General features: G+C 57.2%; 16 protein-coding genes. 8 read left to right on the top strand and 8 right to left on the bottom strand.

Annotated elements, in window-relative coordinates:
- Positions 1-140 precede the first annotated feature (140 nt).
- From RUM8411_RS10325 to RUM8411_RS10305, 5 genes are read left to right on the top strand one after another with little or no spacing between them, the layout of a single operon-like run.
- A complete protein-coding gene (locus tag RUM8411_RS10325; RefSeq protein ID WP_085822602.1) occupies positions 141-1,475 on the top strand; it encodes an NAD(P)/FAD-dependent oxidoreductase in 1,335 nt (444 codons plus the stop codon).
- Positions 1,426-1,971: a hypothetical protein gene (locus tag RUM8411_RS10320; protein WP_085822601.1), complete on the top strand. Its 546-nt coding sequence runs from the start codon at positions 1,426-1,428 to the stop codon at positions 1,969-1,971. The genes RUM8411_RS10325 and RUM8411_RS10320 overlap by 50 nt, the downstream gene beginning before the upstream one ends.
- The gene (locus tag RUM8411_RS10315; RefSeq protein ID WP_085822600.1) at positions 1,971-3,194 is read left to right on the top strand and encodes an MFS transporter; all 1,224 of its coding nucleotides are present in this window, start codon (positions 1,971-1,973) and stop codon (positions 3,192-3,194) included. Before RUM8411_RS10320 ends, RUM8411_RS10315 begins: the two co-directional genes overlap by 1 nt.
- Complete coding sequence (locus RUM8411_RS10310; protein WP_085822599.1) at positions 3,191-3,808, top strand: DUF3833 domain-containing protein; 618 nt, start codon at positions 3,191-3,193, stop codon at positions 3,806-3,808. Before RUM8411_RS10315 ends, RUM8411_RS10310 begins: the two co-directional genes overlap by 4 nt.
- Positions 3,805-4,347: a DUF3833 domain-containing protein gene (locus RUM8411_RS10305; RefSeq protein WP_085822598.1), complete on the top strand. Its 543-nt coding sequence runs from the start codon at positions 3,805-3,807 to the stop codon at positions 4,345-4,347. Before RUM8411_RS10310 ends, RUM8411_RS10305 begins: the two co-directional genes overlap by 4 nt.
- 60 nt (positions 4,348-4,407) lie before the next feature.
- Here RUM8411_RS10305 and RUM8411_RS10300 read toward each other — a convergent pair whose 3' ends face one another.
- The 6 genes from RUM8411_RS10300 to RUM8411_RS10275 form a co-directional block, all read right to left on the bottom strand.
- Positions 4,408-5,418: a porin gene (locus tag RUM8411_RS10300; protein WP_085822597.1), complete on the bottom strand. Its 1,011-nt coding sequence runs from the start codon at positions 5,416-5,418 to the stop codon at positions 4,408-4,410.
- Positions 5,419-5,784: 366 nt separating this feature from the next.
- A complete protein-coding gene (locus tag RUM8411_RS10295; RefSeq protein WP_085822596.1) occupies positions 5,785-6,942 on the bottom strand; it encodes a TonB family protein in 1,158 nt (385 codons plus the stop codon).
- The gene (locus RUM8411_RS10290) at positions 6,939-7,316 is read right to left on the bottom strand and encodes an ExbD/TolR family protein (RefSeq protein ID WP_085822595.1); all 378 of its coding nucleotides are present in this window, start codon (positions 7,314-7,316) and stop codon (positions 6,939-6,941) included. The genes RUM8411_RS10295 and RUM8411_RS10290 overlap by 4 nt, the downstream gene beginning before the upstream one ends.
- On the bottom strand, positions 7,313-7,678 hold the full coding sequence (locus tag RUM8411_RS10285) for an ExbD/TolR family protein (protein ID WP_234995191.1): 366 nt from the start codon (positions 7,676-7,678) through the stop codon (positions 7,313-7,315). The genes RUM8411_RS10290 and RUM8411_RS10285 overlap by 4 nt, the downstream gene beginning before the upstream one ends.
- On the bottom strand, positions 7,671-8,336 hold the full coding sequence (locus RUM8411_RS10280; RefSeq protein WP_085822594.1) for a MotA/TolQ/ExbB proton channel family protein: 666 nt from the start codon (positions 8,334-8,336) through the stop codon (positions 7,671-7,673). The genes RUM8411_RS10285 and RUM8411_RS10280 overlap by 8 nt, the downstream gene beginning before the upstream one ends.
- Positions 8,333-8,764, bottom strand: a complete 432-nt coding sequence (locus RUM8411_RS10275; RefSeq protein WP_085822593.1) for a hypothetical protein — start codon at positions 8,762-8,764, stop codon at positions 8,333-8,335. Before RUM8411_RS10275 ends, RUM8411_RS10280 begins: the two co-directional genes overlap by 4 nt.
- A gap of 371 nt (positions 8,765-9,135) precedes the next feature.
- Between RUM8411_RS10275 and RUM8411_RS10270 the strand changes: the two genes are divergently transcribed.
- On the top strand, positions 9,136-9,501 hold the full coding sequence (locus RUM8411_RS10270; protein ID WP_085822592.1) for a hypothetical protein: 366 nt from the start codon (positions 9,136-9,138) through the stop codon (positions 9,499-9,501).
- Between the two features lie 131 nt (positions 9,502-9,632).
- Here the strand turns inward: RUM8411_RS10270 and RUM8411_RS10265 are convergent, their stop codons facing one another.
- Positions 9,633-9,935, bottom strand: coding sequence for an SH3 domain-containing protein (locus tag RUM8411_RS10265; RefSeq protein WP_085822591.1), 303 nt, complete (start codon positions 9,933-9,935; stop codon positions 9,633-9,635).
- A gap of 310 nt (positions 9,936-10,245) precedes the next feature.
- Here RUM8411_RS10265 and RUM8411_RS10260 point away from each other — a divergent pair, with 310 nt between their 5' ends.
- Positions 10,246-10,575, top strand: a complete 330-nt coding sequence (locus tag RUM8411_RS10260) for an arsenate reductase family protein (RefSeq protein WP_085822590.1) — start codon at positions 10,246-10,248, stop codon at positions 10,573-10,575.
- A 140-nt stretch (positions 10,576-10,715) separates the two neighbouring features.
- On the opposite strand, the gene RUM8411_RS10255 is transcribed toward RUM8411_RS10260, so the two are convergent.
- Positions 10,716-11,630, bottom strand: coding sequence for an NAD(P)-dependent oxidoreductase (locus RUM8411_RS10255; RefSeq protein ID WP_085822589.1), 915 nt, complete (start codon positions 11,628-11,630; stop codon positions 10,716-10,718).
- A gap of 51 nt (positions 11,631-11,681) precedes the next feature.
- On the opposite strand from RUM8411_RS10255, the gene RUM8411_RS10250 reads away from it, so the two are divergent.
- Entirely contained in the window at positions 11,682-12,599 is a 918-nt protein-coding gene (locus RUM8411_RS10250) for a LysR substrate-binding domain-containing protein (RefSeq protein ID WP_085822588.1), read from the top strand.
- Positions 12,600-12,785 lie beyond the last annotated feature (186 nt).

Genomic DNA, 12,785 nt, shown 5'->3' with positions numbered 1-12,785 from the left:
GGATCACACGCAATAGCTGACCCCAAAAGATGTCACCAGACGCCACACCATAGTGCATCACCAAAAAACTTCTAACCTTATTGATCCACCCCCGACCATTCTGCGTATCTTATTGTAAAGGGTCGCACAAAGGGGATGGCATGTTCGACGAAGCCCGGGGCGTACGCAAGAAAATCGCAGTAGTTGGTGCAGGCATTTCAGGTCTTTCAGCCGCTTACTATCTTTCAGAAGACCACGATGTCACCGTGTACGAGGCCGAACCCCGGCTGGGCGGTCACGCGCGCACGGTCATGGCCGGCAAGAACGGGGACCAACCGGTAGATACCGGATTCATCGTCTTCAACTATGCCACCTACCCCTATTTAACCGCTCTGTTCGACGAGCTGAACGTACCCGTCGACAAAAGCGAGATGAGCTTTGGCGCAACCATCGACGATGGCCGTATCGAATACGGGCTCAACAACCTGCGCACCCTGACGGCACAGAAACGCAACCTCGCGCGGCCAGCCTATTACAAGATGATCGCCGACATCCTGCGGTTCGGCAGAGAGGCCCCCACAGCCGCCCAGGATGACGACACCACAATCGGAGAGCTGGTCGACCAACTGCGTCTTGGTCATTGGTTCCGCGACAATTACCTGATGCCGATGTGCGGTGCGATCTGGTCTACGCCGGTTGAGTTTGTCGACCAGTTTCCGGCCCGTTCGCTGGTGCAGTTTTTCCGCAATCACGCGCTGTTGGCCAGCGGCCGCGCCAAGCAGCATCAGTGGTACACGGTTAAAGGCGGCAGTATCGAGTATGTCCGCCGCATCGACGCCGCCTTGCGCGCGCGTGGTTCAGAAATCCGACTGGCCAGCCCGGTCGAACACATTCACCGGGACGATACCGGCGTGACCATCCACAGCCACGGGCAGTCCGATCTGTATGACGAGGTCATTCTGGCCACCCATTCCGATCAATCCCTCGCCCTTCTGGGTCAGGCCGCCACCCCAGTCGAACAGGCTGCCTTGGGTGCGATCCGATATCAGCCGAACAGCGCCGTTCTGCATTGTGATCCCGGCCAAATGCCCCAACGCCGGGCCTGCTGGTCCAGCTGGACCTATCGCTCGCAGGGGGGGAATGTCAGCGTCACTTACTGGATGAACCGGCTGCAGAACATCCCAGACAGCGACCCGCTGTTTGTGTCGCTGAACGCGGCGTCCGAAATTCCTGCGGAGAAAATCTATGATCAGGTCGAATTTGCCCATCCCGTGTTCGACAAAGCCGCTCTGAAAGCACAGGGACAAATCCGCGAGATGCAGGGACAGAATCGAACGTGGTTTGCCGGTGCGTATAACCGGCACGGCTTTCACGAAGACGGCATTGCCAGCGCGATGCATGTTGTCGGGCTTATCAACGGCACCCCGCAAACCATCGGAGCTGACAATGGCATTCTTGCAAAAGATCCGGCCGTCCCTGCCTCGGCGGATTTCTGACACCTGCGCAGCGGCTCTGGTCTGCTTTGTGATGCTGACCCCGGGCGGGTCAGCAGCCTCACCCATTACGCAAATGGTGACGGATGCGCAGCTCAGGGGAAGCGCGACCTTTCGCTTTCTGGGCGTGCCGATCTATGACGCCAAGCTGTTCACGCCCAAAGGGGCAGCACTTAGATGGGATGAGGATTTTGGTCTGCAACTGACCTATCGCAAAACCCTGAAACAAAAGGTCCTTGTTAACTCGACGCTGCAAGAGATAGCCCGGCAGGGCAACCCGGCGCCAACGCAAAGCCAGCTAGAGCAGTGTTTTCAGGCCGTCGCCAAAGGAGACAGTTATATTGCGATCTCTGAAGGACCAAACAAGGTTGGATTCTGGCGCAACGGTCAAAGGACCTGCACCTTAACTTACCCCGATGCAAAACGCGCCTTCATGTCCATTTTTCTGGGAAGTGACACAAGATCCGCCAGCTTCACGCAGCAGCTGAAGGGTCAGTGATGTTGTATCCGCGGGTCAGCCTTTATGCGTTGATGTTGGCTGCGGCGGGTATCCCGCTCTACATCCATCTGCCGCGGTTTGCAGCCGTAAATCTGGGTATCGGACTGGGTGTGATCGGCACCGTCCTGCTGATGATCCGGCTGGTGGATTTGGTGCAGGATCCGCTGATCGGTTGGGCCATCGACCACTGGCCGGGTGCGCAAACCCTGTTTGCCGCTGCCGCCGCGATCGGGCTGGCGATTGGATTCCCATTGCTGTTTGGTCTACCACAAGGGGCGAAAATAGCTGCATTAGTGTCTATTCTTGTGCTTCTGTTTTCGGCCTACAGTCTTGGCACCATCCTACTGTATGGCCGCAGCGCAACGCTGGCCAAACGCCCTGATCCGAAAGAGTTGATGACGCTGGCCGCATATCGTGAAGGTGGGCAATTGACCGGCGTGGTGTTAGCGGCCAGCGCACCGGCCCTGTTTGTGGCGTTTGGTGCCAGAGCCCAGGGATATCCGGCTTTTGGGCTGTTTCTGGGCGTAATCGCCCTTATCACGCTGGCCGTAACCCTGCCGATCTGGCGACGCGCCCCAACAACAGGAGAGCCGCTGTCTTTTGCCAGTCTGGGTCAGGCTGGTGCACTTCGCCTGTTGGCGCTGGCGCTGGTCAACAGCTTGCCCGTGGCGATCACCTCGACCTTGTTTTTGTTCTTTGTCGAAGATCGGCTGCAATTGCCCGGCAAGGCCGGGCCGCTACTGATCCTGTTCTTCCTAAGCGCAGGGGCCAGCGTGCCGTTATGGGCCAGGCTCAGCAACCGAATTGGCCCTAAACAGACCCTTATGATTGCCATGCCCCTGTCCATCGCGGGCTTTGTCGGGGCTGCCATGTTGTCAACTGGGAACCTGACCGGGTTCGCCCTGATCTGCCTGGCATCTGGTGCGGCACTGGGCGCGGATATGGTGGTGCTCCCTGCTATGTTCTCGGTCGTGCTGACGCGCGCCGGGCTGAACGCGTCCGCTGCGTTTGGCATCTGGTCATTTGCGGGCAAGCTGGGCCTGGCGCTTGCTGCCTTTATCACTTTGCCCCTGCTGGAGCGCAGCGGGTTCAACCCGGGACAAGCAAACTCGACCGAGGCGTTGAATACGCTCAACCTCGCCTATGCCGTGCTGCCCTGCATCCTGAAACTCGGCGCGTTTGGAATGGTTCTGGCGCTGCCCACTGAGGTCTCAGCCAAATGAAACTCATCGTAGTATTGCTATTCGCTATCCTCGCCCTGCTGGCCGCCAAGGGCAGGTTTTTAAGCTTTCGGTCGCAATCGCCTGCGGATTACACCGGAACCGGGCCGACCTTTCAGATGAAGGAAAACCTGAACGGAGAGATCCTGTCCGAGGGTCTGATTTATGGCCCCAACGGCAAGATGTCGAACAGCTTTGTCGCCCGCATGGTGGGAAATTGGGACGGCAATACCGGCACCCTTTCCGAATTTTTCACTTATTCCAACGGCAAGACAATGACCCGAAAATGGTATCTGAAGCTGGGCACGGGGAACACGTTCATCGCCACGGCGGACGACATCGTGGGGGAAGGGCATGGCACGATATCGGGATCGACTGTCAAACTGACCTACCGGATCATCCTGCCCGAAGATGCTGGCGGGCACACGCTGGACGTCACTGACTGGATGTATCTGACGGAAAACGGCGTGATCATGAACCGATCCGAGATGCGCAAGTTCGGCATCAAGGTCGCTGAGTTGATCGCCACCATGCGCCCCGCCCCAATAACCAAGGCGGCGCATCTGAATGGGACGAACGGCTATGACTCCGCGGTAGAGGCACGGACGCTACAATGATCACCCGCCGTTTTCTGATCCCGACCCTTGCCATTGTTGGGCTTGCTGCCCTGACCGCCTGCTCGGCCAAACCCCGCGTGCCCAAGACCTTTCTGTCCGACCGGCAACTGAATCTGGAAGAGTTCTTTGCGGGCAAAACCGTAGCCTACGGTCAGTTTCAGGACGTGCTGGGCAACGTGCCGCGTCGCTTTACGGTTGATATCGAGGGCACATGGGACGGCAAGATCCTGACCCTGGTCGAGGATTTCGTCTATGACGACGGTGCCACCGAACAGCGCATCTGGACCCTGAAAAAAACCGGCGAAGACACCTGGACCGGAACTGCACCCGGTGTACTGGGGACGGCCAGCGGGATTGAGCGTGGTGATACGTTCAACTGGACCTACAAGATTGATCTGCCGGTCAAGGATGGCACGATGCGGGTCGATTTCGATGACTGGATGTGGCTGCTCAGCGAGGATCGCCTGCTGAACCGTGCCTATGTCTCGCGCTATGGGGTTCGGTTGGGCGAGGTGATCCTGTTCTTCGAAAAGAACTAGGCAAACAAAAAAAGGGCGATTCCAAAGAACCGCCCTTATATTTCGATGGTTCAGATCAGCTTAGAAGTTGAACTGGGCACCAAAGTCGGCGCGGATTTTACCGTCATCGTCGCCATCTTTGATTTCACCGACAGCACCGCGCAGGGTTGCACCGCCGCCCAGGTCATAGATAGCGCCAACACCGATGTTGCGGGTGTCGTTGTCTGCAGAACCGTCACCGTAAACCAGCTGCAGCGTGGTCGCGGCACCCAGATCGTAAGCGACGGAGAAACCATAAGCAGTGCCATCTTCGTTGCTGTTTACAACGTCATCGTCGGCGACCAGAACTGTACCATAGAAATCGCCCAGCTCGGCGCCGATGGTCAGAACCGTCAGGCTTTCCTTGTCGACACCGGCGCCTTCGTCGGTCTCACCATAGGCCAGCGACACGTTGATGTTGTTGAACGCGTAGGTTGCGCTTACGTCCCAACGGTCACGATCATCTGTCAGGCCGCCGCCCAGGAAACGTGTGTCCTGATCATAGGACGCCGAAAACGCAAAATCACCAACGGTGTAACGGAAGAACACGGCGTTCGCACCCGAACCGGTCGAGCTGTATTCCAGGAACGAATAGTTGATACCCGAGTACTGGCCCAGGAATTCTTCCAGGCCCGGTTCCGTACCGAAGTAGTCATCCAGGTTGTCGAACGAACCCGAAACGTTGCCCGCGTCAACACGCAGACCACCGTAAATGACCGAGAAACGCGCGCCGTTCAGACCGGCTTCGTTCTGCTCACCGGTGTCCGAATCTTCGTCAGCCTGCAGGCGAACACGGCCCTGAAACTCAACCCCACCGTCGGTTTCGACATTGGCATCGATGTTCAGGCGGAAGCGTGAAACCAGGATGGTGTTGTCGGAATCAGCAGAGAACTGGTTTGTTGCGCCACTTGCAGTTGTCGTGGTCTGCGTCACGTTGGTCCGGTCTTCCTGATACCCGATACCAAAACGGCCGTAACCGCTGAACTTAACTTCCGCGGCTGCAACGCTTGCGGTTGCGATCAACGCGGTCGATGCGAAAAGAAGCTTTTTCATGGTGAATCCATAGGTTTTTTGAGAGGAGTGTGGCTACAAGAATAGCTGGGCGTCTACTCGGACAAATCCCCGGGAGACACAACGGAGTCGCAGGAATTTGGGATTTTCTGCCATAACGCCCGTTGCATCTTTGCAAAGGCACCTAACGACAGTGTGAAAAATCCTTTGATTTACACTTATTTTGAGACGTCAGAGCCTTTGTTACAATAAATTGAACAGAAAATATTGGCGCCCCCTCTTTAATTTTGAAACGTTTTACCTTGCCTCCCCGAGTGCTGAATTATTAGGCAAAACGGCATCCAATCAGCCGTATCAAATGTTACCGATTCCACAGCATCCCAGGCCCTTGAAACTGGCTGTGACCGATCATTTGCTTGAATAGACAAAGGACAGCGACCGACTGACACCTCCTGGTGGCTTCGGGAAAGGAGAGGCCGCTTGAACCTGCGCCTTGGCCGCCCGCTCAAGATCCGGTGAGCCGTTGGTGTCCACGACTTCTACATAGTTCAGGGTTCCGTCCGGGTTGATCACGAAAAACACCCGCGCAAAGCCCCGTGCCGCTGAATAGACCACTGGCGATCGGTTCAGGTGCACCAGAACGCGCCCGGCATAGTTGGTTCGGTCCGAGTTTCCGGGACCGCGCCCGCCACTGCGGTTGCCGCTGTCACCGCTTGTAAAGACATCAACGCCGCGACGCCTGTATGTGGTCAAGGGCGACTCGATCTGGCGCGAGGGAAAACTGAGCGCGCTGAAATCCCGCGATCCGCTCAACACGCCTTGCGGTGCTGGGGTTGGGCGACGGTCGGGCAATTGCGGGCGGATCGACGAGGTCACCGCCAGCTCTGAGGTCTCGTTGGCCTCTTCCGCGTCCGGCACCTGTTCAGACGGGGTCACTGGGATGTCGGCCTCAACTGTCTCACTCTCAACCGGATCAGGCACCTCGACCGATGGCACGGGGGCTTCTGACAGCGCTGGTGCTTCGGCTTGCTGTTCCTCCGGGGTAACGGCCTCGGCCGGGGTCTCAGCAACTGTTTCCGCAGCCTCAGGTTCGCCCTCTGGCGTTTCTGCGGTTTCTGAGGGTTCAACCGGCGGGGTTTCATCAATCTCGTCGCTGGCCTCGGCCTCGCCATCCGTGGTGTCCGGCGTTTCAACAGGTTCCGGCTCAACCGGTTCGGGTGCGACCGGTTGCACAACTTCGGCCTCGCCTGTGTCAGGCGCAAAGGTGCGCTTTGGATCGTCCGAGGCGACATGCACCTCGCTGGTGGGGATTTCCGCAGGCTCGGGTGCCGGTTCAGGCTCGTCTTCGACTGCGGGATCGGGGGGTTCAGCAGGTTCAGGCGTGACCGGTTCTGTTACGGTTTCCACCAAGTCTTCAAAGCTGGTACCCAACTCGACCGTATCCACTGGGCCGCCTTCGTCTGGCTGTTCCGCCAGTCTGGGCGCGGTAATGCTGATACCCATCACGTGCAGCAGCAGCGACAGCGCAACGGCAATGGCCGCGATGACGACCGAGCCCCGGATCATTCCAGCGCCTTCTCGGTCACAACAAACACCGAAACGGCCCCCAGACGGCGCAATGCTCCGGTGACCTCAATCAACCGTGTCCCCGGTGCATCACGATCCGGCACGATACGCACCGGGCCAGGATCGCGCTCAGCCATATAAGTTTCGGGATCAGTTGGCGTGCCGCGAAAGCTGAGCGCACCGTCCTGATGCAGCACCAGCGCGTCGGGTGGCTCACGCCCTTCCAGTTCGGACGTGTCCACAAGGTTCAAATCGGGATCCAGCGGCGTCGCCACCGTGCCCGCGATCAGAAAGAAGATCAGCATCAGAAAGACGACATTGATCAACGCAATGGTCGAGTCGCGTTTGCGGCGGGGGCGGATCGAGCGGATCATTCCAGCACCAATACGCTTAGGTTTTCGCGGCCGCGCAGTTCAACCAGCAGGTCCACCACATGCTGGGCCGTTGTGTCCGGATCAAGGCTGACCAGCACCTGCCCGGTTGTTACTTGCGCCGTCAACTCGGCCAGGGTGACAGAGGTGCCGTTCAGCACCAACCGCGTGGCTCCCAGCTGGACAAACGCGCGGTCCTGCGGGCTGTCATTGGTCGCGCCACCACTTGTGGCATTGCTGAGCTCGATCTCGCCGAATTTCGAAAAGGTCGAGGTCAGCATGAAGAACAGCAGCAACAGAAAGATCACGTCGATGAGCGGTGTCATCGCCATGGGTCGTCGGACAAAGGGGGCCGCGTTACGCATGCCCGGGCGCAACCGCCGCGGATGGGATGTCATCTGCCAGTGGGAGGGCCTGCCCCGGCACCAGAACCGTGCGCAACGCCTTGTCCGCAAACACCCGTTCTCGCGCGGTTCTGCTTTCGAACCATGACAGCACCATCGAGGTCGGCATCGCAACCGCCAACCCCACTGCCGTGGTCACAAGCGCCACCCAGATGCCACCGGCCAGCAGCGACGGATCCACCGACGACCCCGCACCTTGCAGGCTTTGAAACGCTTCAATCATGCCCAGCACAGTGCCGAACAACCCCAACAACGGCGCGATCTGCGCCACGGTGTCCAGGAACCGGAACCCTCGCTCCAGCCCCGCCAACGCCAGCCCGGCTTCGGCATCCAGCCGTTGATCCAGGCCAGGCGCGTCCGGTGCGTCCATCGCCACGCCCACAAGCGGCGCCAGGTAGCTGCGGCTTTTGGCAAGGCGGGCGCGGGCCTTGTGCTCATCGCCAGCATCCCAGGCCGCCAGCGCTTCGGACAGAACCCGGTGCCGACCCACCCCAGAAGCAGTAAACTGCCAGATCTTGTAGAGCGTGACCGCAAGGGTCACCACCGACATGGTGATCAGGATCGCAACCACAGGCCCACCCAGGGCCAGAATTTCACGCACGGCATCGAAAAAACTCATCCCAAAAGCTCCACATCTGTCCGGCTGCTCAGGTTCAAGGCCTTCAGGCAAACCTCGCTTTCGGAACCGCCGGTTACGCAACTGCTCAGACCATTTATCAGGACGCGGCTGATGTTACCGCAGGCCTCGCCTCTGACATCGAATTGACGCACGCGCGGCAGGTCGAGGGGCAGTTCCCGGAAGTTATACAAGGTAAAGGTTATCACTCGGCCCGACGCATCAAACACCACTGTCTGAAAGCTGGCCGTATCAATCGCTGAATCCGTGCGGTTTTCGGCGACAAATGTCAGTCTGCATGCGCCTTCCACATCCTGAATGGTATTGAGCTCTATCTGCAGGCCCGTGGGCGCATCTTCCGTGGATTGCGCCAGTGCCACGCCCGGCGCTGTTGCAAGAATTGCGGCCAGAGCCGAACGGCGAAACATCATTGATGCGCTCCTGATTGATCACGCAGGAATTTAAGGGGCCGCCGTGTTTGAGCAGACCCTGTATCCGTCATATCCAAGACAGCTGAGGGGGGAAAGGGTCGCCGACACCTTTGTGATGGATGAGCAGCCGCGCGCGCAGTCTGGTTGCTGCGAAGGCGCGGCAGACGTAAAATCACCCGTCCTTTCGAAATCTGAACTCAGATTGGCCAACACCTTGGTACAGCGACGAAAATCGGCATCGTCTGCAAGGCAACAGTTAACGTTCAGGTACTTTCAGCACAGCTGCGGGGGCTGGACCAAAGATCTGCATTGCTTGGCAGCAAATCGGGTCAATCCCATCAAATGGAACACAGAAAGCGCAATTCGACGCCATGTTCGGCGATGTCATTGCCGAGGCATTAAAAAAGATACGTTACTGTGAACCTGATCCTGACGATGGAAACCGCGCGCGCTGGTCCAATCATGAAATCTGGAACTTGGTTGCCGCGTCGTCAGAGGATGACCTGCTGGAAATGCGCAGCCACATCGATGCCACAAGCATTAAGCACGTACATCGTACTGACCAAATTTGGTTGATATCAGCACAAATGGCGGGCCTTGGGATCACGCTGGCCGCAATTGGCTCCATCAGAAGTAATGCCGCGCTATCCGTAAATTGCTGTAGGTCGCTTGATGCAAGGCGTCGTCGAATTGCCGCACCAACGTCAGCAATTATCGCTAATTTCCAAGGAGTGTAACGGGCCAACCGCCTCTGCGGCCCATAGGTCAGTTCTAAGCCCATGTTGAACGATGCCAATTGAACAGAAAGGGCAATTTCCATCGACATTTCAAGGTCGCTGTTAACATGGCAAGGCTGATCGCCATTGTATCAAATTTTTCGCATATATGCCCAGGAGACATACCCTTTGAGCCCACGCGCACGCACCAAAGAAACGCGGCACCAACGGGTGCCACCGGTTTGCTCGCAACTTTGAACTCGTAAGGCGGTTCCATTTGGCAGACCCACAATCACATTGTAGCCTGTTCCAGGTCCACCACGCATTTTCAGCATGTCACCGTCTTCGACGCCAAAAACCTCGTATCGTCCGAGTGAGGAGGCCGTTGCTGGTGCAGCGTATATTGTGGCCCCCAGGAACATTGCCGCTACGGGTAAGAAGATTGCACTGCGCATCGCGTTATCCTGCTTGTTGCCTCATCTACAATCGTAGCGATTCAGCTCACCAAGAGGAATAACCCTAAGACAGGAATGCGCAAATTGGCCAAAGTCTGGTGGCTATGACTGCCACGCCCGGTTCGAAGGGCCACAACGCAGTATCTCGATTGTCAGGCGATTTACTGGAATGGGTTGATCCAGAAACCTCAAGGAACGACGAACAATGTTCGTAGCGTGGGATACATGTGGGCAGCTATGCCAGATCAAATGGTTGAGTTGGAGGGGGTGATGCGTGAGGTTGCGAGATGGCCGCAAAGGAGACCGCGACATGATGATCTATGGATTGAACACCTGCGCGATTTGCCAGAAGGCCCGCAAGGCGTTGGAGGCAGAAGGCAAGGAAGTCACTTTCCGCGATGTCAGGGCGGAACCTCTGACCGAAGCGGAGCTGGCTGAGCTGATTGCAGAATTCGGGGACTTGCTGGTGGACCGAAAATCGAACGATTACCGAGCGCTTAATGACTGGCTGAAAAATTCGGAAGTAGAGGCACAGATTTCGGCCCAACCCAAGGTGATGGCGCGCCCGGTAATACGCGATCGGGATGTGTTGTATCTTGGCTGGGATGAGACGGTTCAAGTCGCTTTGCTACAGGGCTGAGTTTTTAAACAAAAAATGCATAATTAGCTGAACGAAACCCGCTGAAATGCTGCACAGGGCCGAATGCCCGCTTTCGGAGTGCCGCTCGGTAGATCGTGGTAGCTGCAGAACGTCTGCAATGGGCGGAGAGCCTTTTTGCATCAGGCATCGGTCATATGCTGGACCAGTGAGGTCAGCTGTCTGTCGCCGTAGCCATCGTCCCAAGCCATTTTGGTGCGGTCATGCATCAACTGGATTAAATCGGCGGGAGCATTAAGTGAGAGATAGGTCTTCAACGCATCCTCTTGCGCCATCGCGTAAACCTTCAGAGAGGCTTCTGCACTGTCGAAATCCTCGGTCGGAACGGTTCTGGCAAAGAGATCATGGTAGTCCTTGACCAATTTGATCGTGGCAGGAAGTTGGTCGGCATAAACTTGCATCGGGATGCCCGCTTTCTGACAAACAAGTGCACCGTATATCATTCCGAACATAAACCCCTGCCGAACCGTGAAGAGGCCGGCGAAGAGCGCGGCAAGCGCCGCTGGCTTCTCTCCAACATGGGCGGACTTTCCACCCAAGTTTCCGATGACGCTACCATAACGGTCCCAGGTTCCGGCACTGCCGACCGTCAGGATTGTGGTTTCGTCACCGCCAATGCCAGAAGGGTAGGCATTGATCATGCCAAGCATGTAGCCAGCCCCCTGTTTCTCCAGGATGGCGACCAGTCTATCGGCATCCAAGGTATCGCCTGTGCTCATGTCGCAGATAGTCTTATCCTCTAGCGAAACACTCAGCCCGTTGACTAGTTCAACTGTTTCCGTGTGGCTCTTGATACAAATGATGACAAAATCAGACGCCGCGATGGCATCATTCGGTGAGGAGCAGATGGTGGCGCCAACCTCAGCGAAAACCTCTGCCTTTTCCGGCGTGCGGTTCCAAACGCTGACATCGTGACCTGACTTGAGCAGGCAATGCGCCAGCGCTGACCCCATGTTGCCCAGTCCTAATACAGCAAGTTTCATGATCTTAGCCTCCTGTGTCCGCCAATGAGTTCCAGCACCAGCATGCGCCGGCATGGGGAGATGACATAGTTGTAAATTTTTCTATATTGTTAGATGGTCTAACTTATGGATTGGCGCACGCTTCCCTCGTTGACATCTCTCAGAGCTTTCGCCGCCGCCGCCGAGTTTCAAAATCTGACCCGGGCGGCAGAGGCACTGAACGTGACCCATTCCGCAGTCAGCCAGCAAATCCGCGGGCTAGAACAACAACTCGGCACCCGGCTTATCACTCGTACCCGGCACGGTATTTCTCTGACATCGCAAGGCGAATTCCTGTCGGCTGGTTTGCTTGAAGCCTTCGCTGAAATGGCCTCTGTGACCGAGAGGGTGACGAGTGCAGAGTCGGTTCGACCGTTGGTGGTCAGCGCGACTCCGATGTTTTCAAGCGCGTTCCTCATGCCGCGGCTGTCGACGTTCATTGACGAATTCCCCAATATCGAATTGAGGATCGATTCAACGATCCAGGCTGTCGATCTCAAGCCGGGCGGAATTGATATGGCCGTCCGATACGGAACAGGTCGCTGGCCAGGGCTTGTCTCGCAGATGCTGCTACCTGGTTGTCTGACGGTCGTCGCGTCCCGCGAACTGATCGGAAACAGGGTGCTCACGAGTACTGCAGAATTGCTTGATTTCACGCTTCTTCAGGAACAAGCGTCAGTCGAGTTTGACCTGTGGTTAGAAAAGGTCGGAATTCCGACCGACGCCGACCGGAGAGTTGTCCGCGTACCGGGCAATATGCTGCTGGATGGCATCCGTCGCGGGGATGGTATCGGGGCGACGGTACCGGCTTTTGTTTCTGACGAGCTGAAGTCAGGACAACTCGTGGCGCTGTTCGACGATCCAATACCGCAGATCGGCTACTACCTTGTCACGTTGCCAGGCCCGGTTCGACCAGCGGCAAATCTGTTCATGCAGTGGCTTTCAAAATCAATTACCGAATATGAGAAAAGCCTTTCCCGATGGACGCCCTCTCACTTGCTGTAGGCAGTAAAGAGCACTGACTAGAGTCAAATCGGGTCTGACTTACAAGGTAACGACCCGACAATGCTGCGCTACGACTGAAGGTCCGCTTTGTGGATGCCGCACCGCTGCGTTAATGGCAGGGGCGAAGGTCCGGTGTGGGCCGTCCTTGCTGGCGCAAAGAACGCCGTCGCTGAAACTGCTGCGACC

It is taken from the genome of Ruegeria meonggei (assembly GCF_900172215.1).
Lineage (GTDB): Bacteria > Pseudomonadota > Alphaproteobacteria > Rhodobacterales > Rhodobacteraceae > Ruegeria > Ruegeria meonggei.
Note: the sequence above shows the minus strand (reverse complement) of the source record. Positions and strands in the feature narration are given on the sequence as shown.

Coding starts and splice junctions, on each gene's coding strand:
- RUM8411_RS10295 (WP_085822596.1), bottom strand. CDS start 6,942: ATGATCCGGGGCTCGGTCGTCATCGCGGCCATTGCCGTTGCGCTGTCG.
- RUM8411_RS10270 (WP_085822592.1), top strand. CDS start 9,136: ATGTTCGGCGATGTCATTGCCGAGGCATTAAAAAAGATACGTTACTGT.
- RUM8411_RS10280 (WP_085822594.1), bottom strand. CDS start 8,336: ATGAGTTTTTTCGATGCCGTGCGTGAAATTCTGGCCCTGGGTGGGCCT.
- RUM8411_RS10285 (WP_234995191.1), bottom strand. CDS start 7,678: ATGCGTAACGCGGCCCCCTTTGTCCGACGACCCATGGCGATGACACCG.
- RUM8411_RS10260 (WP_085822590.1), top strand. CDS start 10,246: ATGATGATCTATGGATTGAACACCTGCGCGATTTGCCAGAAGGCCCGC.
- RUM8411_RS10255 (WP_085822589.1), bottom strand. CDS start 11,630: ATGCCGGCGCATGCTGGTGCTGGAACTCATTGGCGGACACAGGAGGCT.
- RUM8411_RS10325 (WP_085822602.1), top strand. CDS start 141: ATGTTCGACGAAGCCCGGGGCGTACGCAAGAAAATCGCAGTAGTTGGT.
- RUM8411_RS10300 (WP_085822597.1), bottom strand. CDS start 5,418: ATGAAAAAGCTTCTTTTCGCATCGACCGCGTTGATCGCAACCGCAAGC.
- RUM8411_RS10310 (WP_085822599.1), top strand. CDS start 3,191: ATGAAACTCATCGTAGTATTGCTATTCGCTATCCTCGCCCTGCTGGCC.
- RUM8411_RS10305 (WP_085822598.1), top strand. CDS start 3,805: ATGATCACCCGCCGTTTTCTGATCCCGACCCTTGCCATTGTTGGGCTT.
- RUM8411_RS10320 (WP_085822601.1), top strand. CDS start 1,426: ATGGCATTCTTGCAAAAGATCCGGCCGTCCCTGCCTCGGCGGATTTCT.
- RUM8411_RS10250 (WP_085822588.1), top strand. CDS start 11,682: ATGGATTGGCGCACGCTTCCCTCGTTGACATCTCTCAGAGCTTTCGCC.
- RUM8411_RS10275 (WP_085822593.1), bottom strand. CDS start 8,764: ATGATGTTTCGCCGTTCGGCTCTGGCCGCAATTCTTGCAACAGCGCCG.
- RUM8411_RS10265 (WP_085822591.1), bottom strand. CDS start 9,935: ATGCGCAGTGCAATCTTCTTACCCGTAGCGGCAATGTTCCTGGGGGCC.
- RUM8411_RS10315 (WP_085822600.1), top strand. CDS start 1,971: ATGTTGTATCCGCGGGTCAGCCTTTATGCGTTGATGTTGGCTGCGGCG.
- RUM8411_RS10290 (WP_085822595.1), bottom strand. CDS start 7,316: ATGATCCGCTCGATCCGCCCCCGCCGCAAACGCGACTCGACCATTGCG.